The following is a 22,324-nucleotide window of genomic DNA, read 5'->3' as shown; positions in this document are numbered from 1 at the left end:
ACAGAATTGCAACCAATCACTCCGCCCTTAAAAAAAGAATAAGTGTGAATTGACGTTATCTTCTCTCCATGATAAAGTGTTAAAATAACAACGAGTTATAATCATCTTAATTAGGTGATAATAGTACATACACTATCGACCATGATGGAGAAAATCATCCCCCGCTGAACCCTCAGAGAACCGGTGGTAGCTGCGAACCGGTGGTCAGAGATGATGATGTAGCACTCCAGAGTCGACCTGCTAAAAGGATTCTTCCCGTAGGCAGATCCGGATGACCCGTTATCATCAAGAAGCGCATCATAAGCGCTTTACAGAGGTCACCGTTTGGTGACAAAAGAGGGTGGCACCACGAGGTCTCTCGTCCCTCACATGCATCTATATGCGTGTGAGGGACGAGGGACCTTTTTTTCTACCTTCAACTATATCGATGATTATAAGGAGGAGCTTTACCATGATTATCCCAGACAAATGGAATTTACGCATTCCCGGACCTACTCCTCTTCCTCCTCGGGTTCAACAAGCACTGATCCAGCCGATGATTGGGCATCGCAGCCCTACTTGCCGTCAGCTTGTTCAAGATGTGAGCCTGCGGCTGCGGCCGTATTTTGGCACTGAAGAAGAGGTGATGATCATAAGCGGGAGCGGAACCTCTGCACTAGAGGCTGCGGCCATATCCAGTTTAGACCCTGCAACAGAAGAGGCGGTTGTTGTCGTTACAGGTGCCTTTGGTGATCGCTTTGCACAGATCTTAACAAAATATCGTATGAAAACTCATCGTCTTGACCTTCCCTGGGGGACTGCCTGCACACCTGAGATTCTGACACACTTTTTAAAGCAACACCCACACATAAGCGCAGTCTTTCTCACGTATTGTGAAACCTCCACTGGCATCCTTAACCCTATTCAAGAGCTGGCAACGGTCGTGCAACAAGAAAGTGACGCGCTCGTTATTATCGATGGTGTTAGTTGCATCGGAGCGGTAGAGTGCCAAATGGATGCGTGGGGTGTCGACCTCATGGTAACCGGATCCCAAAAAGCGCTGATGCTCCCTCCTGGTCTCGCTTTCATCGCTGCGAGTAAACGCGCTCAAGCACGAATGCAAAACATATCTACTCCTTCTTTTTATTTAGATTTATCCACTTATCATAAAGAAATCAAGCAAGGAAACACACCCTATACTCCTGCTGTCTCGCTCTTGTTCGCTCTTGATGCTGCCTTAAAACTGATGGAAGACGAGGGGTTTTCGCATATTATACAGCGTCACCATCTGATGAAAGAGATGACCCGTCGCGGGATCGAAGCTCTCGCACTCCCTTTATTGACGGATGATCTCTACTCTTCTCCCACAGTTACTGCTGTGCGTGGCCGCATCGATGCGAGCGCTGATGAGATACGTTCTTTCCTACAAGCACGCGGCATTCTCATAGCAGGTGGCCAAAAAGATTTAAAAGGAGAAATATTCAGGATTGGTCATATGGGCTACTGCGATCCAATGGATCTATTTCCTGTTCTTAGTGGCATTGAAATGGCACTTTCTCGCTTAACTACAGAGCCGCTGTACGGAGTAGCCGTGCAAGCAGCTGAGGAGGTATTTACTCATGTTTCAAGTACTCGTCACTGACCCTCTAAGCACTCTCGGTTTAGCCCAACTTGAGGCGGAATCTGATATTGAAGTGATTCAGAAAATAAATCCGACAACAGCTGAATTGTATACAGCCATCCAAACAGCCGATGCCTTACTGGTACGGAGCCAGACACAAGTAACTGCAAAGATTTTGGATGCTGCTCCTCGTCTTAAAGCTATCGGACGTGCTGGAGTCGGGGTAGATAATATTGACGTACAGGCTGCTACTGAACATGGAGTTATCGTCTTAAACGCACCAGATGGTAACACCATTTCAACCGCTGAACACGCCTTTGCTCTTTTAATCTCGCTAGCACGCAACATCCCACAGGCACATGCCTTCACTCAAGCAGGCATGTGGGAACGAAAACGCTTCCTCGGTACCGAATGCAGGGGAAAAGTGCTCGGTATTATCGGAATGGGTCGGGTCGGTTCCGAATTAGCCAAGCGTGCACTTGCTTTTCAAATGGACGTTATCGCCTTTGACCCTTATCTAACGACAGAGCGAGCACGCAAGTTAAATATAAACAAACTCTCCTTTACTGATGTGATTCAACAGGCAGATTTTATTACGGTTCATACCCCATTAACCAAAGCTACCCATCATTTAATCAACCGGGAAGCGTTAGCTCAGATGAAGGAAGGGGTACGCATTATCAACTGTGCTCGTGGAGGAATCGTGGATGAAAACGCATTGGAAGAGGCCCTCGCCAGCGGAAAAGTGGCAGGGGTCGCTCTCGATGTATACGAGGTTGAGCCTCCGGGAAGGCACCCTCTTTTTCACTATCCACAAGTGATCGCTACCCCTCATCTCGGGGCTTCTACCACAGAAGCACAAGAAAGTGTAGCCATTGATGTTTGCCGAGAGCTCATCCATATCTTGCGCGATCAGCCATTTCGTAATGCCGTCAACTTACCCTCCCTCCCTCCTGAAGTGCGGGAAAAGATTCGACCGTACCAACAATTAGCTGAAAAGATGGGCAAATTAGCAGCACTAACCTGCATTGGCGCACCCGCTCGCATCACACTCTCTTATGCAGGCGAGCTAGCTGAGTGGGATACATCCTATCTCACCCGACTCGCGCTAAAAGGAGCACTTTCTCCACACTTAAGTGGAATCAACAACGTAAACGCTCCTTACATCGCTGAACAGCGTGGCATTATCATTACCGAACAGCGTTCATCAAAACAACATGGCTTTACCAATCAACTTACGGTTTCTATTGAGAGCGAACACCACCATCGCACGATCGCAGGCACTTTACTAAATGGGCTAGGCCCACGTTGTACACAAATAGATGGATATGCGATTGACTTGATCCCCGAGGGAGATATCTTACTCATCCATCACCACGATCGCCCTGGGGCAATCGGGCGAGTAGGCTCCCTGTTGGGAGACTTAGAAATAAATATTGCTACGATGCAAGTTGGACGCAAAGACCGTGGAGGTAATGCTATTATGCTACTAACCATGGATCGACCTCTCCAGCCAGAAGGTATCGGCTCTCTCGAAGCATTAGATGAAATTCAATCGGTTCTCCAATTTGAATTATAACTCTCCCTTTTATAATAAATTTGTGTAGATTTTCAACCACAGACAATCTCATCAGTCTGTGGTTGAATACTCCTCCTGACCTCCATTCCAAGTTTAGATATAATAAAACAAGTAACCATCGATATAAGTGAGCACTCACTTTAATCTGTGTAACCTTTATTCTTCTGTCTGACGACCCTCTTTCTGGGGGAGAGTAAAGAGAACCGCATACCAGACTAACTCCCGAGGTGACTACATCATGAAACTAAGTATATTAGATCAATCCCCTATTCCATCTGGTAAAAACGCAAGCGAAGCATTAATGGATACCCGTCGCTTAGCACAAGCAGCCGACCAACTAGGATATCATCGCTTCTGGGTATCTGAGCACCACTACTCCCCTAGCTTAGCAGGTTCCAGTCCCGAAGTACTCATCAGTCATTTGGCTGCTGCGACCGATCGCCTGCGAATAGGATCTGGTGGTGTGATGCTTCCCCACTATAGCTCCTATAAAGTAGCCGAGAACTTTAAAGTGTTAGAAGGACTTTATCCTAACCGTATCGACCTGGGTGTTGGGCGCGCACCTGGTGGGATGCCCTTAGCAACCAAAGCGTTACAAGAAGGAAAACGACATCAGCGAGATCATTATGCAGAACAATTAAGTGACTTGATGACTTACCTTCATGACCAAGCAGATGAACAACACCGCTTTCCTCGTCTATTGGCTACACCGCTGCTGGAAACGGCTCCTCAGATGTGGCTTTTGGGTTCCAGTGGAGGCAGTGCTCGTCTCGCGGCGGAGCGAGGAATAGGATACGCCTTTGCCCAGTTTATCAATGGTGCGGGCGGAGCAGAAGTGGTCCACAATTATGTCCGGAACTTTCGTCCCACAGTAATTAACCAAACTCCACACACTCTCCTCGCCATCTTCGTCATTTGTGCAGAGACGGATGCTGAGGCCGAGCGCTTAGCCAGTTCACTCGACCTCTCCCTCCTGATGTTAGAAAAGGGTATGATTGGTGGTAGAGGAATTCCTTCAATAGAAGAGGCGGAAAAATATCCTTTTACAGCGATGGATCGCATGATTGTAGAACGTAATCGCTCCCGTATGGTCGTCGGAAGTAAAACCCGTGTAGCCGAACGCCTCTTACAACTAAGTGAAGAATACAGCACTGATGAACTGATGCTCGTTACCATCACCCATGATATTGAGGCAAAAATATACTCATATCAATTAGTCGCAGAAGCAATTGCTTAAAACTAGCACAAGTTCTCTATCCGGTGTAGAATAAAGGTGAATAGAGCTAAATAGGAGAGTAGCATGGACAAGCAATCCTTTTCACCGTACTTAACTTTTTCCAAAGAAGAATGGGCAGAACTGCGCTTTCATACGCCCATGACTATAACCGAATCAGAGCTAGAGGAATTGCGTGGCATCAATGAATCTGTGTCCATAAGCGAAGTAGAAAATATCTACCTTCCTCTAACACGCCTTATCAATCTGTACACAACTGCATCCCAGCAACTACATGCTGTTACAGACAATTTCTTCGCAAGAAGTACCCGCAAAGTGCCTTACATGATCGGCATTGCAGGTAGTGTCGCAGTTGGAAAAAGCACCACTGCCCGCATCATCCGTGCACTTCTTGCTCGGTGGCCCAACCATCCATCAGTAGAGATCATCACCACTGATGGATTTCTCTATCCCAACGCTGTCTTAGAAGAGAAAGGACTAATGGAACGCAAAGGATTCCCCGAGAGCTTTAATCTCCCAGCCCTCATCGCCTGTCTCGATCAATTAAAAGCAGGAATTGAAAAAGAGGTAGAAGTTCCCCTCTACTCCCACCATGTCTACGATGTACTGGAAAGTAAGAAACAGTATATATACCAACCCGATATCGTAATCGTAGAGGGGATCAACGTCCTACAAGTCCCGCAAAACGAAGAAGGCACTTCATTACCTAGCGTTTTCGTCTCCGACTTCTTCGACTTATCTATCTATGTAGACGCTAAAGAAGAAGATCTACACTCGTGGTATACTGATCGCTTCAAAAAACTACGCGCTACCTCCTTTAGCGACCCCGATTCCTATTTCCATCGCTTCGCCACCCTCAGCGATGAAGAAGCAGAAAGCATTGCCACTGACATCTGGAATCGTATTAACTATGTCAACCTAAAAGAAAATATTGAACCTACCCGCCGCCGCGGTGATATCATCTTAAAAAAAGCAAGAGATCACTCCATCGAACAGATCCATCTACGAAAGATATAGAAAAAGCCCGCTTAGGAGCGGGTTTTTTCTAATGGTTCCCTTTATGTCATGCTCTATCTATCACTCCATTAAAGGTCGAACGTAGGTCAATATTACTGAAGAGATACTTCCAATTCCTGATGCGGCTCCAAAAACTGATTGCCACTCTTCCAAAGTCTGAATTACCCTACGGGTACGTGACTTTTTGCTACGATGACCCTCGCTTATTAACTTCAATATTTCAATTGCCTCTTTTCTTTTATCTTCACTAATGCTATCTATCACAAGTGCATGCTGATGCAAATCTTCAATTAGCCTTTTAAAGGTGGTACTGTCATGAGACACATTAATTGAATGAGAATGAATTATTGAACCATGATTCGCATAGTTCATATTTCCAGCATTCACATTAAAAACTATATTTTCCTCGGGATTATTTTTATTCATACTCCCATCCCCTCACCTTTTAATATTTTGATTATAAATCGTTGATCCATGGTCTGCGATATTTACTGTTTCAGCAACAAGAATACTCTTACTTATGCCTTTCTTAACAGTTTCTTTGTTTTTATTTACAATTTGATCGACGGCTTTCAGATCACTATCATCAAAAGATGAAACTGAATTTACACGTCTATTTAACAAAAATGATGGGCTATTGGGATAACGACCAAAAGTTTCTTTATCACCAAATACTAAAAACGATTCTTTTGCTCTCGACACTGCGACGTTGAGAAGGTTCTTTGTCTTATCGTAAAAAGGAATCTGATTTTTGCATTTTTCACCAGAAAATGTAGGTGAAAATATGATAATATCTTTTTCTGCGCCTTGGAGAGCATGTACTGTGTTAATCGTTAAGTTATCAATACGAAACTCCGATTTAAGGTATCTTGTGATCAACCTCGCCTGCTGCTTATAAGGTGTAACCACAGCTATTACATTCGCCAAATTAGAATCGTAGTCTGTAAGTAATTTTTTATTTTTGTTTATCCAATACGCAATCGAGACTGCTTCTCGCTTGTTTTGCCAACTACTAACTATTTTCTCTGCTTCGCCTTCCACATTCACAAAACCCAGCATAGGAATATCTCTATATTTCTCTTCTCCTTTTTCTGGATTTTTCTTCTTGGGAATCAACCTTCCTTGATAACATAATTCGTTACTGTACTGAATGATATCCTCACGACATCGATAATGTTCTCTTAAGAGCATGCCTCCTAACTCCTCATGTTCCCCAAATCGACTTATTCTCTGCGCCAATCTCATCAAATTACCTTGTGAAGCAGATAGTCCACTCTTATGAAATGAATCTATCTCAGTAAATGTCTGTATTGCATATTTTTTTATATTTCCTTCGTCAACATGAGCATTAACACCTGCAATCGGCTCTAATTGTTCAGTATCTCCAACTATTACAGCTTTTTTAGCCAATGCCAACACAGTTCCTGCTTGCTCCGGTTTAACTTGTCCTGCCTCATCTACAATTAATAAATCAATTGAGCCATAAAGATATTCTTCTGGGTAAGAGGAGGTTTTAAAGAAACCAGGTGCTGAACTCATTGTAGCTACCACACAGGGAGTCAATTTAGCGTATCTTTTCCATCTTTGATAATCGTTTTTATCCAACCCTGCATTAACATCCATCAACCAGCGTGCTTCCCAATAGTGGGTCGCCAATAAAAATGCTTGAAAACGAAGCTTTTCGTCTAATATTTTAAACATTGAGGCTTCAGACTCATCATTAATATTGTTTTGATTTCTCCAATCACTCCACTCCCTTCTCATCAGAAGAAGCCTTTCCTTAAAAGCCACCATCTCAACTCTCTGTTCGCGATACGACTCATATTCTGATAAACATTTCATTTCTTCCCTTTGAATTAGTTGTCTTATATATTTATCCTTAAGTGACTTACTAGAAGAAATGAGATTCGCTTTATTCTCTCGTAAAAATATCTCATTATCTATTTTTTGTAGATATCCTATGAGAGAATGAAAAAATGAACGCTTTTTCACATGATTAAGCCAGTTACTATACAATTCTTTTGATTCCTGATAAGCATGATATTTTCCCTCTTCTTCTTTCGTATGTTTATCCACACACAATCCTAACTGATGTATTGATCCATATTCATTGTACAATCTATCATCCATTTTTTTCTTCTCAGTATACAACGTTGTTATTTTAACGATCTGCTGGCATGTATCCTCTAGCATTCTATATATCTCAACTTTAGCATCATTTAAATCGTCAATATTCTTATTTAGATAACTTGAGCAATTCTTTAAATATAAGTCTACCTTTTGATCAATATTCTCTTTCTCAAAATCTGAATGATATCCTAAAATATCCATTTTTCGACTTTGATTATTATATTTCCGAGTAAAAAGAGGATGCAGACCATCATACTTATCATACTTGCTTTGTGCAATACAGAATAAGCCATAGCTGCTTAAACCCTCGATCCATCTCTTCGATAGTATTTCTTGACTTCCATCAGAAGGAAGAGCTGCCTTAAAGCTGTCCAAGATATTTTCTATCGCTTTATTATTACTTGATGTAGCTAAAATTAATGGAGGCTCATCTTCAGTTAATGCTGATTGTATCCATGCAGATGAAACAATACTCTGAAGCAGGGTAGTTTTCCCCGTCCCAGGTGGACCGTTCACAGCAAGAAGTTGACCCTCTTCTAAGGCGAAGAAGTGATGTAAAGCCTTCCTTTGTGAGTCTGTTAGTGAATATTGATTTGTCATTTGTCCAAAGTGTAAACTGCTAAATTGATCATGATTTTTTAAAAAAGTTTGTTTCTCACCCACAGGTGCGTCTATAAGTCTGTGGAGCAAAGGTGAATACTCTCCCTTCTTCTTCATATCCGAATAGCACTGCCTAATTTGATAAGTCGCCATGTTTGAAATCCTACCAAACCAAATCATACTATGAGATAATGGTCTATACCCATCCACTATTACCTTCTGCCCTACTACTTTATTAACTAAAGACTGAGCATCTCTATAAACCATTTCCCAAGTTCCTTCTTCTGAATGCGGATTTAATCTCCTATAACTTTCTGCATCATAATTTTCACCAATTGAACTAGAATGTTCAGTCGGTTCTAAGTATTTTCGCGGAATGAAAGGAGCCACTTCTTTATGTGGATGTAAAGAACCACTCTCATCAAGCTTAGCTGGGATAACAAGTGGGAAAATTAAACTTTTCTTCTTTTTACTATGATTTTCTCTATACTGTGGACACGGACAAATAAACACATCAACGTTTTCATTCCATTTATCAAATTTTTTAGATACTGCTTCAAAGGAAGAGGGGAATAGTTCTCCAACTTTAATTTCATTCGTCGGGACTTCAATAAAGTCCAGCCTATCCTCATCAAAGTTTAGTTGATCCCCATCCTCAATACTTTTAATCCAATAACTAATTAAATTATTTATATCTCTCAAAAGCATCACTTCCTCTTTGTTGTTTACATACGCAATAACCCCACATCTTCTCTAAATACAAAATTCTCCATAACTCACTAAAATCCTCCTATTAAAGAAAAAAGGATAACAAAAAAATAACCTCCTCCCAGCTAAATGCTGAAACGAGGTTGTAGAATCTCTTCGTATTTGACTATACCTATCACATTCTCTTACTGGTTAACAACCACCTCAGCGGAAGCCACCTTTTTCTCTCTTTTCTTTCCCTCCAGACGTGGTAGGCTAAAGATGATAGCGAGGATGCCACAAACGCCGATCAGGAGTGGATAAAAAGCGTAAGGGAGAATGGTTAAAGGGGAGACACCTGCCGTATTGGCAACAAGAAGCATTTGTGCTCCATACGGGAGAAGACCTTGCACAGCACAAGAAAAGATATCGAGGATGCTGGCAGATTTACGCTTATCAACATCATATCTATCAGCGATCTCTTTAGCGACAGGTCCTGCGAATAGTATGGAAATCGTGTTATTAGCAGTCGCTACGTTAGCCAGGCTGACAATACCGGCGATCCCTGCTTCCGCACCTTTTCTGGAGTGAACGCGGCGAAGAATGCCATCCAGTAAGTATTGTAATCCTCCATTGGCACGAATGAGTTCCACCATTCCACCGATCAGCATAGAAAGAACGATTAACTCAGACATCCCCAACATTCCTTCAGATACCGTCTGTGCCACATTGCCTACTGTAAAACTTCCATCCCACCAACCGATGAAGACTGACAGCAGGATTCCTCCAGCCAAAACAGCAATCACATTTAACCCCCATAGTGCAGCCAGCAAGACTCCAATATAAGGTAACACCTTTATGAAATGAAATTGACCCGTAGCAACAGTGGACGTATTGCCTGCCCCGAGAAAAAACAGAAGCAGCATTGTAAATACGGCAGCCGGCAATACAATCCAAAAATTCGCTTTAAATTTATCACTCATTTTAGTTTGTTGCGTGCGTACCGCCGCAATCGTCGTGTCGGAAATGATAGACAGGTTGTCACCAAACATGGCCCCTCCGACTACAGTTGCCATCACCAGTGCCAATGAAAGCTCTGTCTGTGCGCTAAGTCCAACACCGATCGGTGCGAGAGCAGCAATGGTGCCCATCGATGTGCCCATCGAAAGGGAGATGAATCCGGCAATTACAAATAGACCGACTAGAAGTAAATGTTGGGGTATCCAGGTGAGTGCCAAGTTTACCGTTGCTTCCACAGCTCCCATCCCACTTGCAGTCGCACTAAAAGCACCGGCTAATAAGAAAATAAAGACCATCATAATGAGATCAGGATGCCCTGCCCCTGTGGCTATGCGTTCAATCTTATCCCCCAATTTTTCTTTCCCATTTACCATAACTGCTACAGCCAAAGCGATCACAATCGCCACAAGCGCTGGTAGTTTATAAAAATCACCTGATACAATACCTACCCCCACAAAGAGTAATAAAAATACGGCTAAGGGGAGGAGTGCTACTGCTTTACCTTCTGATTGTTTCATAATGATCCACCTCAATTAGAAAATGATAGCCACAAGAAAAAGACAACCTCTTCCCGACAAGAAGAGGTTGTCTTACATGAGCTAAACGATATGTAAGCATTCCTCTTCTCATCTCTCAAACGAATTCACTTCGCTTGCTGGAGTTGGCACAGCACTCTACGCACAGAGTCCGTTGCCGAGGTTTCATAGGGCCAGTCCCTCCACCTCTCTGGATAAGAAGATATGTCATATTCAATTCTTAACAGCTTTCTCTACTGTAAATCGTTCGACTATACTTGTCAAAGGAAAATATTCTCATAGAGCAAAACGGGCGCTTCCCACATGGTACCAAACCCTTTTCCTCTTCAACGTTACTTTGTTGTACACTAGTAAAAGAACATATATACGGGAGGGGAGCCATACATGAAACTTGTCATCACCGAAAAACCAGATCAGATGCGAAAACTAGCTGCCTGCTTTCCTATTCAAACAAAAAGCAGAGATTCCATTCGTATTAAACCTTGCACGGCTTTCCCGCAAGGAGCTGTATTTGTCACCTGTTACGGACATATTGTGCGTTTGCAAGAACCACACGAAATCGACCCTGTCTATAAACGATGGAGCTTACAACAACTACCCATCCTTCCTGAAACACTAAAATACAAGGTGGAGAAAAGTAAGGCGAAGAGCTTCCAATTGATAAAACAATATGTGAATGATCCTGAGGTGACCAGTGTTATTATCGCCACCGACCCCGCACGAGAAGGAGAAGCGATCGCTCGCCTTCCCCTGATGTTAGCGAAAAATCGCAAGCCAATCGAACGTCTCTGGACATCGTCGTTAACAGATGCCGCCATCAAAAAAGCATTCCTCCAGCTTAAAGACGGAAAAGAGACTTATCCTCTCTTTCAAGAAGCACAAGCTCGTGCCATCTCTGATTGGATGATTGGGATGAATGGTAGCCGCACGTATACGTTACTGTTACAGCGTGCAGGGATTGGAAAAGAGGTGTTTTCTGTCGGGCGCGTGCAAACCGCTCTGTTACGCTTACTCTATGATCGAGAAATAGCAATTGAACAACATGTGCCTACCCCCTATTACGAAGTATTTGCTACCTTTAATATGAATGAGAAAATATATGAAGGTAAACTATTTCTCGAAGATAGCGACCGGATTGCAAAGAAAGCGCAAGCGCTAAGGGTAAAAGAGTTTTGTCATGATCAAGAGGCTATCATCACCGACATAAAAAAAGAGAGACAGGTAATTCGTCCACCGAAACTTTTCGACCTGAACAGTTTGCAGACGACAGCCAATCGTCGTTTCAAATATCCGCCTTCGCAAACATTGAAGATCGCACAATCTCTTTACGAAAAATCACTCATTAGTTACCCTCGAACAAACAGTGCGTTTGTCTCCGCTGAAGAGATCGACTCATTCGCAGATATTTTACAACAGTTTCAGCAAAAACGGATTTTCCCTGATTTTGTCCCGCCACCTAAGAAACCTACTTCACTACTTCAAGATAAGCGCTTTTGTAATCCATCTAAGATTGAAGATCATTATGCCATCATTCCCACCGAAAAAGTACCACTGCTTGCGAAAATGGGGACTGATGAGCGAAACATCTATGAGCTAGTGGCACAGCGGTTAATCGCCGCCCATTACCCTGATGCACTTTACGATACCACCGAGATTATTACAGTCGTTTCAGAGCGCGCATTTTTTCGTACCAAGGGAAAACAATTGGTCGATCTAGGGTGGAAAGTTGTTTTTGGAGGGGAAGAAAAAGAAGAAAAAAAGAAAGGAAATGAAGACGAGATTGCTCTGCCTTCACTAGATAAAGGCGAACAGGGTAGAGTGACACAAGTAGAAATCAAAGAGAAAATCACACAGCCTAAGCCTCGTATTACCGCCGGACAGATGATCAATGTGATGAAAAATGCATACGACTATATCGAAGATAAAGATAAAAAGCGTTTCAAAAAGACTGAGCTTAGTATTGGTACACCCGCAACACGTGCTTCCATTATTGATACCTTACAGCAGAGAAGCTACATCGAAAACCACAAAAATGAAATATTTGTAACCGCTAAAGGACGTGTCCTGATCGAAGCTATTGGCGATCACTTGATTACTTCGCCCATGATGACCGCTTCTTGGGAAACATACCTTCATCAGATTGGCAGAGGGGAAAAAGAGGCAGCACCTTTTATCGCTCAATCGAAGAAGGTATGTAACGATCTCCTTCAGCATGCACAAAGACAAGCGTCTTCTTGGAGATTTACTCCCATAGCAGAGGCTCCTTCCCCTGTTAAGAAGAAACCAAAGAAAAAATCCACACCTGTGAAATCACAGACAGCTGGTGTTAACACCCCCTCTCTCGGTGCTTGCCCGCTTTGTGAGCAAGGGAAGATTACTGAAGAGCAGAATGGGTATCGTTGTTCGGTAGGCACCTGCTCTTTTCTGCTCCCCTTCAAATGGTGTGGAAAAGCACTTTCCAAACGCTCTGTGAAAAAAATGATTGTAGGTGAAGCAACCCAAGTACTTAAAGGATTTAAGAGTAAGAGCGGTAAGAAGTTTGACGCAGCCCTCACTTATGATTCCAAACAGCAAAAGATCATTCCGCAGTTTACACAGAGCAAATAGTGTGTGAGAAGAGCTCTTTAATCCCAAGAAAATAGAGGGCTCTTCATTTTATTTACTTTCATAAATAGAGAGAATCACATTCCCCTTCTTACGTCCCGTCTCCACATACCGATGAGCTGTTACCACTTCCTCTAATGAATAACGACGATCAATCATTGACCGAATCTTTCCTTGCTCACACATCTGGAGAAGGTATTGTAATTTCTCTTTTGTCTGCTTTAAGCCTGTAGCGGCAAATTTCGCTTTCTTTTTCCCCACCATTTTTGTCCATACCATCTGCATGATCCCCGATAAAGTTGGTACCGTTGTCAGATATACTCCTGTTGGTTTTAGAGCCCGCTTACAACGCGCAAACGAACTCTTCCCTACCGCATCAAAAATGATGTCATAGGTTGAAGGTGTCTGGGTAAAGTCACTACTAGTATAATCAATCACATGGTCAGCCCCGAACGACTTCACTAACTCGGTATTAGCCGTACTACATACCCCTGTCACTTCTGTTCCCATCTCTTTTGCCAGTTGCACTGCAAACGAACCGACCGAACCGGATGCCCCATTGATCAAAACCTGATATCCTGGCTTTATTTCGCACTCCTCTTTTAAAAAAGTGTAGGCAGTCATCCCTCCATCGCAAATACCAACGGATTCACTAAAACTAACTTGAGCAGGAAGAGAGACCACCACTCCTGATTCGGGTATACATACATATTCCGCATGCGCGCCTGTTTTAGGTGCTGTCGAACCAAATACACGATCACCCACGCTAAATTGAGTCACCTTAGTGCCTACGGCTTCAACGATCCCCGCGAACTCCACTCCTAACACGAGATTTTTGGGCCTCCATAATCCATTAAAGAAGCGGATGATAACAGGATCTGCTTTGCGAAAAGCACAATCTGCAGGTGTAACGATACTTTCATGTACCTTGATCAACACCTCATCTTCTTGTGGAGACGGTTTTTTCACCTCAGTTACTTGCAAAACCTCGGGTGGTCCATATCTTTGAATGCTAACTGCTTTCAAAAAATACCCTCCTTGTCATCTGAAATACTAAATATATATGAAACTAGCACACCTAAAAGCCCTCACCTCTTCTTTTTGTTTATTTCCAGAGTATATCCTGCACCCATCTGTCACAAAATTACCCCTTCCCTCGTCTTAAGAGTAAAAGGAGTGATTAAGGTGACAAACACTATCCAAACATGTGATGTAGCCATTATTGGCGGAGGGCTAAGTGGCCTAACTGCAGCTCAATATTTAGCTCAATCTGGATTGAACGTGCTCATATTAGAAAAAGGAGAACGGCTGGGGGGAAGGGCACAAACACAAGTGAGAGCAGGCGCGCACTTCAATCTGGGCCCCCATGCATTTTATCATCGGGGAGAAGGCTTAAAAATCTTGAAAGAACTCGGTCTGCAACCGCAAGGCGGATCCCCTGCCTTGGATGGTAAAATCGTGTTTCAAAAGAAAATGTATTCGCTTCCCGCATCTCCTACATCTGTGTTAGCAACAACTTATCTCCATCCAGTGGACAAAATAAGATTTATTACGATGATGAGCCAGCTTCCCAAACTTGATCCACAAAATTATCGTAATCTGTCTGTGCTAGAATGGGTACAGAAAAACATAAGTAGCAACAAACTGCGGCTGATGTTCCTCGCCCTCTGCCGGCTGTCAAGCTATAGTCATCAACCTGAAAAGATGAGTGCCACCGTCGCACTTACACAGTTACAGCGATCGATGGGGGGTGTACGATATATAGATGGGGGCTGGGAGACAGTCATCCAATCCTTAGCGAAGCGGGCACGAACACACGGCGTACAAATGAGGACAGGAACAACCGTAGCACGAATAGAGGGAGAACACCCTCAGTTTCACCTGCATCTTAGCAACGGAGAAAAAATTTCAACTACATTCGTCCTCTCCACCGTCGGCCTCTCACAAACGGCCAAACTGGTAGCTGACCACAAGCTGGGCAAACCCATTGCACAACTGGCTAGCGAAATGGTGCCCGTCTACGGGGCTACTCTCGATATTGTGACCTCCCACTTGCCAGCCCGCACATCCTTTGCCCTCGGCGCTGACCAACCAGTCTATTATGCTAATCACTCCAAGGTGGCCGCATTAACAGATAATCCTGAGCACTCCGTCCTTCACGTCTTTAAATATTTGCATGAAGAGGATATCGGAAAAGACCATAAGACAGAATTACTCTCCTTCATAGACACGATTCAACCTGGTTGGCACAAACATGTGTTGGCAAAAAGATACTTACCTCGCCTGCAGATAACTGAAGGGCTAGCTACTGTTAAACGACTACAACAAACAGAAGTTGAACAAACAGGTTTACAATGTATCCCAGGTCTCTATTTCGCCGGAGATTGGCTTTTTCAAACAGGACTTCTGGCGGATGCAGCTATCGGTAGTGGAAAACGAGCCGCGGCAGATATTGTGGGCCACCACTGGAAAGGAGAAAGGCATGATGGAGATTTCCGAACGACTATATCATCAATACTATAACCTATTATTTTCCATAGCATATCGCATGACGAGTAGTGTTTCAGATGCGGAAGATATGGTACAAGATGTCTTATTGCAATCGATTAACCGAGTAGATTGGAAAGCGATCACCAATCCCAAGGCATACTTATGTAAATTGATTACCAATCGCTGTCTTGACTATCTCAAATCAGCACGAAATCAACGCACTTCTTATATAGGCGAATGGCTGCCAGAGCCCTTAATTACAGAAATATCTAATCCACCAGAGGAACAGGCTATCTCCAGTGAACAGCTGGGGGTTGCTTATCTTCTCCTCTTGGAACAATTAATACCGACTGAACGTCTTGTCTTCGTATTTCGGGAGGTATTTCAATACCGTTACCGTGAGATCAGTGAGCTTACAGAGCTATCCGAGAGTAACTGTCGCAAGCTGTACAGTCGTGCCAAACAAAAACTGGCTATAGGATTGGAGCGAAAAGATTATCCACCAACAGGAATGCAAGAGAATCAAATATTGATGAACAAATTTATCCGTGCAATTCAATCTGGCGAACGCGATACTTTGAGTTCGCTCTTATCACAGGAAGTGGTAGTATATGCTGACGGTGGCGGTAAAGTATCCGCAGCCATGCGCCCTATTTTCAAGATGGAGCGCGTCATTGCCTACCTTCTTGGGATCGAACGCAAAGCTAAGGGAGAATACACTTATCAAATCACCACTGTGAACGGCGGCCCGGGAATCGTCTTTTTCGTTAACGAAAAAGCATATTGCGTATGCACATGCGAACTTACTGGAGACCTTATTAGTAAGCTTTTCTTTATCTTAAATCCAGATAAATTACGCCATGTGCAGTGAAAAGATAATGTCATGAGAATGCTATCTCATGACATTATTCTGTATAAATACACGTTCAGTGGACAAAACGAAAGGCATCCTCCCATCAAACATTCACATACTCTGCTTCCTAGCACCATATACTAAGCCTTCTATCCCACCTTTCTCCTCAGCAAAGGAGGCATTGATTTGAAGAATCATCTCCCTCTCTATCTTACTTACATCACAATCATACTCGCATTAGCGATCTGGTCGGGCATTCATCCCGTCGATCGTGCTATCTGGTTTTTTGAGGCTTTCCCAGCACTTATAGGGATATTGTTACTCTCCCTTCTTTATAAGCGCTATCCCTTTACTCCCATGGCTTATCTATTTGCTTTTATCGCTGCGCTCTTCATGCTTCTTGCTAGCCATTATACTTACGAGGAGGTGCCGATTCAGCTTATTGTGGGGGGAATGGAACGAAATCATTTCGATCGCTTGGGACATGTATTTCAGGGAATAGTCGTTACTCTCTTTCTACGCGAAATTTTTATTCGTGAAAATATCGTTGCGATCAAGTACCTCACCCCTATCGTTATCATACTTGCCCTCGGCTTTGCCGCAGGATATGAATTGGTTGAGTTTTTATCCGGGTTAATAAAAGGAGGAAATTTGGAGGAGTTCCTTGGATATCAGGGGGACCCTTGGGATTCGCATTGGGATATGATTTGTGCACTATTAGGGAGTATCTTCTTTTTGTGCGCCCTGGCCCCCCTTCATCTGAAGCAAGTAAAAAAGATATAAGTGTAGGCGATTTTACTATGTTTGCTCCTCTATCTTTGGTGGAAAGTATAGCAGTGAGACACATCATACATACACCAGGAGGGTTTTATAATATGGAAAAAATAGAAGGTCATGTAGCCATCGTAACAGGAGCGAGCCGAGGTTTAGGACGGGCCATCGCAACGCGGTTGGCACAAGAGGGTGTTTTCGTGATGGCAGCAGCCCGTCATGAAGGTGAATTACAGCAGCTAAGTCAAGAACACCCTCGGCAGATCACACCCGTGCAGTGTGATATTACCTCATCAGCACAAGTAAAGCAGCTCGTGCAGCAGACGATCGACCAGCACGGAAAACTGGACTTTCTTATCAACAATGCAGGACTAGGTCGCTTTGCTCCTGTACATGAATTGGACGAGAGTGACTGGGATGACATGATGAATGTCAACCTGAAAGGCTCTTTTCTCACCTGTAAGTATGCTATCCCACACCTGATTACACAGCGTGGGCACATCGTCAATATTTCAAGTGTCGCAGGTACGGTAACCTTTGCTGGTGGAGCTGGTTATTGCGCTTCTAAATTTGGCTTAGGTGCTCTCTCTAATGTCTTAACAGAAGAATTGAAGCCCCATCAAGTAAAAGTGAGCACACTTTGTCCAGGCTCAATTCAAACTTACTTCTCTAACAAGGAAAAGCCGTACGCGCTTCAACCCGAGCAAGTAGCCAATACCGTTTGGACAATTTTATCCGCTGATGAAGGCGTGATTTATAACCAAGTCATTATGCGTCCGCAAGTTCCGCCACAAAACATGTAATCATGGGAAAAGTAAGGTTTTCCACTCACTTTATACGGTATAATGACCCTGATTCGCAAAATGAAGGGGGATTACTGTGAAGAAAACACTTTTGGTGCTCGTCTGTCTACTGCTTCTTTCCGCGCCTAACTTCGATGCTCCTGCCATTGCCAAAATGGAAGATCGCTCTGTATTTCGTCAAGTTGAGATCTCTGATGCGTCTGTTCAGTTTCAGATTACAGGTGAAGCACGTGCTTTTGAAGGTGCCTATTCCTACGCTGTAAAAAACGGTGATGAACTCCTATCCGAAGGGCATGGACAAGCTTCTGTAGGTGCACCCTCATGGGGTGAGATCTCGTTTAACGTGAACGTAGCAAGAGACAGCTTTCCCACTACGGGCTCCCTTTTCTTAGAACTGTATGAATATTCCGCTCGAGATGGCTCCATCGTTAATGTGCTGCGCCTCCCTCTACAGGCTGGGGAGTACGAAGAGGAAAACATAGCTTTTCGTCAACTATCAATCGCTGAACCCACTTATCACTATATGTTAACCGGACAGGCGCGTACATTTGAAGGAGCATTTCACTACGCTGTCAGTGATGGACATAACTATCTGCTCGAAGGGAATGGAACAGCTAGTAAAGGAGCTCCGCTATGGGGCGATATGAGCGAAGAACTTATCTTTTCACAATCAACCATCCCCGTAAATGGAACGCTTGTTTTGGAACTGTACTACATGGATGCAAAAACAGGCAGACAAATATTGGACGATTTTTATGTGGTTGACCGGTTTCCATGGTAGGAAATAACGAACACCTTTTTTGATATCTATCCTTCAACCAACATATTATGGGATTAAAGAGGACGCGCTTTTAAGAATGGAGGGATCACATGCAAACGCAGCTACTGTTAAGAATAAGTAATGTAATAGCCTTACTGGCTGTCGTCTCGGTTAATTTCCTCGCTAACTGGCTTCCGATCAACGGAAAAACAACAGGAGAACTTTCCAGTCAGTACCCGGTGCTGATTACGCCTGCTCCTTATGTCTTCTCTATCTGGGGCTTAATCTATCTACTACTCGCCGCTTTTGTCCTCTATCTCCTCTTTCTTCCCGTGTCTGACACAAAAACTGTACAAACCGTGGGCTGGTGGTTTGTGATCAGCTCTATACTCAATATTAGTTGGATCTTCTTGTGGCATTACGAACAGATTGGATTATCGGTACTGGTGATGCTGATGCTGCTACTAACATTAATCGTTTTGTACAGGCGCATTCAAACAAACATCGTCGTAGATGCCACCATCGGAGAACAGCTCTTTGTGCGTCTTCCCTTCAGTATTTATCTGGCTTGGATCTGTGTCGCTACCATTGTAAATATTAGTGTATACCTGTATGCAAGTGGTTGGGATCGTTGGGGCTTATCAGAAGAGGCGTGGACGATTTGCATGATGGTGATCGGCACAGTGCTCGCCATGATTGTGAGTCGGCGGCATCGTGACTACGCCTTCGCCCTCGTCTTTGTCTGGGCATGGATAGGGATTGCCATCAAACAAATAAATGACCCTGTTCTCATTTCCGCCACTGGATATATTCTCTCCTTCGTTCTATTCCTTTGGGTCTATCTGCTGATTAGACAACAGAGACAAACTTGACACTTACCCACGCAAGAATACGAGGAATTCCTAAGAATTCCCGTCTAGTGTAAGGGTTTGTTCCAAGTATAAAAGAGCAAGGGGGGCTGATAAACGCCTCCCTTGCTCTTTTTTCGAGTATCCATCTTGCTTTAGGCAAACTGGATCCCATCTTCGCCATCTCCGATCGGTATGCGGATCGTAAACATTGTTCCCACTTGCTGTTCACTTTCTACAGTCACGCTACCTCCGTGTGCTTCTACGATATGTTTCACAATAGCTAATCCTAATCCTGTTCCACCCTGCCCGCGCTTCCGCGCCTTATCCGCTTTATAAAAGCGTTCAAAGATAAAAGGTAAATCTTCTTCTGGAATGCCACTCCCCGTGTCACGAACAGTAAGATGAATCATCTCCTTCACCGCCTCCGCTCGCACATGAACAGTTCCTTCCTCTGATGTGTGCCGAATCGCATTATCAATTAAGTTGGTTAGCACCTGCTCCATCTTATCTTCATCCCAGTAGACAAAAGGTAAAGATGTGGATGTCTTCACTTCTAGTTCTATTTGTTGCTCCACAGCAACCCCATGAAATTTACGCTCCACCCGTTCCAGCCATTCTTTTACCCCCATGCGGTCGCGATGAAGTCGTATATGTCCTGATTCCATACGTGCCAAATCTAGCAGTTCGTGCACCAATCGTCCCATTCGCAATGATTCGTCATGAATCACCTTGGTCAACTCTTTCCGTTCCTCCGGTGACTGTGCAACGTCATCCAATAATGCCTCACTATACCCTTGCAGCATCGCCAGTGGTGTGCGCAATTCATGTGATACGTTGGCAACAAAGTCTTTACGCAATTTATCTAAGCGCTTGGCCTCTGTTACATCGCGCAACACAGCCACACCTCCTCGTACTTGTTCTCGAGCGTACAAGGGGGCCATGACGACCGACCATGTACGGCCGTGAACGGTAATCTCCCCACTATGATCTTTTTCATCTTCAACCACTGTCTGAAAAATATCTTTTAAAGGGGAGGGTAAATCCTCCTCTAGCAGGTCAATATGGACGTCACCTGCCTCTTGATCGCGCCACTGCATCAACAACTTTTCCGCTGGAGGATTGGTAACAATCACTCGACCGTTGGCATCCATCGTAATAACTCCATCCACCATACTGCGTAAAATGCTGGATAACTGTTCTTTCTCCTGCGATAAGGCTGTCACCGATTCATACAACTTTCCGGCCATACGGTTAAAGGTAATCGCTAATTCGCCAATCTCATCCCATTCGTAAATGCGTACAGGTATACGGCGTGAAAAGTGACTTTGCGCCATCTCTTCCGCCGCCTTTTTCATCAGTATCAGAGGTTTGGTAATGCGGCTCGTCAAGAAAAACGCAAAAAATGTCGTTAAGATAATCCCAATCAATGCTGAGTAAAAAATGAGTTGATGCACCTGCGGCTCATCGATGGGCTGATAAAGAACGACCGCTCCAGTTACTTCCCCATCTTCCCGAATGGGAACAGCTACTAGCAAATTCTCTTCTGAGAAAAGAGAGAATTGATTAAAATGAAAGTTACTCCGCTCTTCTTCCGCTTGTGGTACAAACTCTCCCTGCAAAGTAAGCTCTTCACCTTTGTATACTTTTTCTAACTGAATTTTTTTTACGATGCTTGTCCATGCATCAGCGGGTACGTTACTTGAAGTGGCAATAGGTGTTTTTTTACTCTCTTCCCCAAATAACAACACATGCGTATCAAACTGTGAGGTAACAGAAAATACATTTTTAATATACTGTTCCACTTGCAATCCATCATCCGCTTTTGTAGCCGTATCCGACCATTCCATACCTTCCAGTGTTTGTTGCATATGATGCGCAAGTTGGAGAAGGTTTTCTTCTTGGCGTGCGCCGTATGTGTCTACCATTTGGTCACTGATAAACACACTGAGTACGATCAACACAGTTGCTACCAAAGCAATAATGGTGAGCCACAGCTTACCTACGACACTGCGCCATATCACCCTTTGGGCACCTCAAGTTTGTAGCCGACGCCCCATACAGTCTTGATCATCTCTGCCGCATGTTCAGACGCACGACTCAGTTTTTCTCGCAAACGTTTGATATGTGTATCTACCGTACGCAAGTCACCGAAAAATTCATACTGCCACACATCGCGCAGAAGATCTTCACGTGAAAACACTTTATCTGGAGAACGAGCCAGGTAGTGAAGCAGCTCATACTCCTTCGGTGTAAGAGAGACCGATTGCTCACCTGCCCGCACCTCGTGCGCATCATGGTCGATCACCAATTCTGGAAATACGATAACATTATGCATCTCCGGTTCGGGTGAGAGAAAAGCTGTTGCCGATGAGCGTCGTAACACAGCTTTGATTCGGTGTACAACCTCGCGCGGGCTAAATGGTTTGACCACATAGTCATCCGTCCCTGCTTCAAAACCTTCGACGCGATTCATCTCTTCGCCGCGAGCAGTTAGCATGATAACGGGAGTTGCCTTCTCTTCGCGCAAACGACGACAAACTTCTATCCCATCCATCCCCGGTAACATCAAATCCAGCAGAATTAAATCATAATCGCCTTCCAGTGCTTTCTCCAAGGCCGATTCCCCATCTTCTGCCTCTTCGATCTCATACCCTTCTCGTTCTAAGTACATCCGCAATAGACGGCGAATACGATCCTCATCATCGACCACTAGAATATGAGCATGCTGTTGTTCTTCCACCTTACGAACACCTCCGAATTAAGTGATTTCCATCCTCTTTTCCAAGCAC

Annotated in this window: 17 protein-coding genes, 1 riboswitch and 1 other annotated feature; of the genes, 11 read left to right on the top strand and 6 right to left on the bottom strand. The window is 44.0% G+C overall.

Translation table 11 applies throughout. From position 1 onward, the window contains the following. The first annotated feature begins 132 nt into the window (after window positions 1–132). Window positions 133–369 (top strand) — a binding site (T-box leader). An 82-nt stretch (window positions 370–451) separates the two neighbouring features. From NXZ84_RS05080 to coaA, 4 genes are all read left to right on the top strand, one after another. After that, window positions 452–1,621, top strand: a complete 1,170-nt coding sequence (locus tag NXZ84_RS05080; protein WP_309495585.1) for a pyridoxal-phosphate-dependent aminotransferase family protein — start codon at window positions 452–454, stop codon at window positions 1,619–1,621. Further along, window positions 1,599–3,179, top strand: coding sequence for a phosphoglycerate dehydrogenase (gene serA / locus NXZ84_RS05075; RefSeq protein ID WP_258839185.1), 1,581 nt, complete (start codon window positions 1,599–1,601; stop codon window positions 3,177–3,179). The genes NXZ84_RS05080 and serA overlap by 23 nt, the downstream gene beginning before the upstream one ends. A gap of 235 nt (window positions 3,180–3,414) precedes the next feature. Next, entirely contained in the window at window positions 3,415–4,416 is a 1,002-nt protein-coding gene (locus NXZ84_RS05070; RefSeq protein ID WP_258840336.1) for an LLM class flavin-dependent oxidoreductase, read from the top strand. Window positions 4,417–4,479: 63 nt separating this feature from the next. Next, entirely contained in the window at window positions 4,480–5,430 is a 951-nt protein-coding gene (coaA, locus tag NXZ84_RS05065; RefSeq protein WP_258839184.1) for a type I pantothenate kinase, read from the top strand. A 60-nt stretch (window positions 5,431–5,490) separates the two neighbouring features. Here the strand turns inward: coaA and NXZ84_RS05060 are convergent, their stop codons facing one another. The 3 genes from NXZ84_RS05060 to NXZ84_RS05050 form a co-directional block, all read right to left on the bottom strand. Continuing rightward, a complete protein-coding gene (locus NXZ84_RS05060; RefSeq protein ID WP_258839183.1) occupies window positions 5,491–5,856 on the bottom strand; it encodes a hypothetical protein in 366 nt (121 codons plus the stop codon). Window positions 5,857–5,868: 12 nt separating this feature from the next. Continuing rightward, a complete protein-coding gene (locus tag NXZ84_RS05055; protein WP_258839182.1) occupies window positions 5,869–8,862 on the bottom strand; it encodes an AAA domain-containing protein in 2,994 nt (997 codons plus the stop codon). 191 nt (window positions 8,863–9,053) lie between these two features. Continuing rightward, on the bottom strand, window positions 9,054–10,385 hold the full coding sequence (locus NXZ84_RS05050; RefSeq protein WP_258839181.1) for a Na+/H+ antiporter NhaC family protein: 1,332 nt from the start codon (window positions 10,383–10,385) through the stop codon (window positions 9,054–9,056). A 105-nt stretch (window positions 10,386–10,490) separates the two neighbouring features. Next, a riboswitch (SAM riboswitch) is annotated at window positions 10,491–10,604 on the bottom strand. Window positions 10,605–10,787: 183 nt separating this feature from the next. Between NXZ84_RS05050 and NXZ84_RS05045 the strand changes: the two genes are divergently transcribed. Beyond that, a complete protein-coding gene (locus NXZ84_RS05045) occupies window positions 10,788–13,010 on the top strand; it encodes a DNA topoisomerase 3 (RefSeq protein ID WP_258839180.1) in 2,223 nt (740 codons plus the stop codon). Between the two features lie 48 nt (window positions 13,011–13,058). Here NXZ84_RS05045 and NXZ84_RS05040 read toward each other — a convergent pair whose 3' ends face one another. Continuing rightward, window positions 13,059–14,033 carry an NAD(P)-dependent alcohol dehydrogenase gene (locus NXZ84_RS05040; RefSeq protein WP_258839179.1) on the bottom strand — a complete coding sequence of 325 codons (975 nt, stop codon included), beginning with the start codon at window positions 14,031–14,033 and terminating at the stop codon, window positions 13,059–13,061. 159 nt (window positions 14,034–14,192) lie between these two features. On the opposite strand from NXZ84_RS05040, the gene NXZ84_RS05035 reads away from it, so the two are divergent. The 6 genes from NXZ84_RS05035 (at window position 14,193) to NXZ84_RS05010 (ending at window position 19,556) form a co-directional block, all read left to right on the top strand. Next, window positions 14,193–15,530, top strand: coding sequence for a phytoene desaturase family protein (locus tag NXZ84_RS05035; RefSeq protein ID WP_309495581.1), 1,338 nt, complete (start codon window positions 14,193–14,195; stop codon window positions 15,528–15,530). Continuing rightward, a complete protein-coding gene (sigJ, locus tag NXZ84_RS05030) occupies window positions 15,493–16,368 on the top strand; it encodes an RNA polymerase sigma factor SigJ (RefSeq protein WP_258839177.1) in 876 nt (291 codons plus the stop codon). Before NXZ84_RS05035 ends, sigJ begins: the two co-directional genes overlap by 38 nt. 168 nt (window positions 16,369–16,536) lie before the next feature. Beyond that, on the top strand, window positions 16,537–17,133 hold the full coding sequence (locus NXZ84_RS05025; protein WP_258839176.1) for a DUF2238 domain-containing protein: 597 nt from the start codon (window positions 16,537–16,539) through the stop codon (window positions 17,131–17,133). 92 nt (window positions 17,134–17,225) lie between these two features. Continuing rightward, on the top strand, window positions 17,226–17,924 hold the full coding sequence (locus NXZ84_RS05020; protein WP_258839175.1) for an SDR family oxidoreductase: 699 nt from the start codon (window positions 17,226–17,228) through the stop codon (window positions 17,922–17,924). Window positions 17,925–18,000: 76 nt separating this feature from the next. Further along, window positions 18,001–18,705 (top strand): Gmad2 immunoglobulin-like domain-containing protein, encoded by a 705-nt coding sequence (locus tag NXZ84_RS05015; RefSeq protein WP_258839174.1) that lies wholly within the window; start codon window positions 18,001–18,003, stop codon window positions 18,703–18,705. An 89-nt stretch (window positions 18,706–18,794) separates the two neighbouring features. Next, complete coding sequence (locus NXZ84_RS05010) at window positions 18,795–19,556, top strand: tryptophan-rich sensory protein (protein WP_258839173.1); 762 nt, start codon at window positions 18,795–18,797, stop codon at window positions 19,554–19,556. Between the two features lie 131 nt (window positions 19,557–19,687). Here the strand turns inward: NXZ84_RS05010 and NXZ84_RS05005 are convergent, their stop codons facing one another. Together NXZ84_RS05005 and NXZ84_RS05000 are read right to left on the bottom strand one after the other, a co-directional pair. Continuing rightward, complete coding sequence (locus NXZ84_RS05005) at window positions 19,688–21,556, bottom strand: cell wall metabolism sensor histidine kinase WalK (protein WP_258839172.1); 1,869 nt, start codon at window positions 21,554–21,556, stop codon at window positions 19,688–19,690. Beyond that, window positions 21,553–22,275 (bottom strand): response regulator transcription factor, encoded by a 723-nt coding sequence (locus tag NXZ84_RS05000; RefSeq protein ID WP_258839171.1) that lies wholly within the window; start codon window positions 22,273–22,275, stop codon window positions 21,553–21,555. Before NXZ84_RS05000 ends, NXZ84_RS05005 begins: the two co-directional genes overlap by 4 nt. Window positions 22,276–22,324: the final 49 nt, after the last annotated feature.

The organism is Mechercharimyces sp. CAU 1602 (assembly GCF_024753565.1).
Taxonomy (GTDB): Bacteria; Bacillota; Bacilli; order Thermoactinomycetales; family JANTPT01; genus Mechercharimyces.
The sequence above is the reverse complement of the archived record's forward strand: the minus strand, read 5'-3'. Positions and strand labels throughout refer to the sequence as shown.

Bases quoted from the DNA above. Each gene is read 5' to 3' on its own strand.
- NXZ84_RS05045 (WP_258839180.1), top strand. From the start codon at position 10,788: ATGAAACTTGTCATCACCGAAAAACCAGATCAGATGCGAAAACTAGCT.
- NXZ84_RS05060 (WP_258839183.1), bottom strand. From the start codon at position 5,856: ATGAATAAAAATAATCCCGAGGAAAATATAGTTTTTAATGTGAATGCT.
- serA (WP_258839185.1), top strand. From the start codon at position 1,599: ATGTTTCAAGTACTCGTCACTGACCCTCTAAGCACTCTCGGTTTAGCC.
- NXZ84_RS05080 (WP_309495585.1), top strand. From the start codon at position 452: ATGATTATCCCAGACAAATGGAATTTACGCATTCCCGGACCTACTCCT.
- NXZ84_RS05050 (WP_258839181.1), bottom strand. From the start codon at position 10,385: ATGAAACAATCAGAAGGTAAAGCAGTAGCACTCCTCCCCTTAGCCGTA.
- NXZ84_RS05010 (WP_258839173.1), top strand. From the start codon at position 18,795: ATGCAAACGCAGCTACTGTTAAGAATAAGTAATGTAATAGCCTTACTG.
- sigJ (WP_258839177.1), top strand. From the start codon at position 15,493: ATGGAGATTTCCGAACGACTATATCATCAATACTATAACCTATTATTT.
- coaA (WP_258839184.1), top strand. From the start codon at position 4,480: ATGGACAAGCAATCCTTTTCACCGTACTTAACTTTTTCCAAAGAAGAA.
- NXZ84_RS05020 (WP_258839175.1), top strand. From the start codon at position 17,226: ATGGAAAAAATAGAAGGTCATGTAGCCATCGTAACAGGAGCGAGCCGA.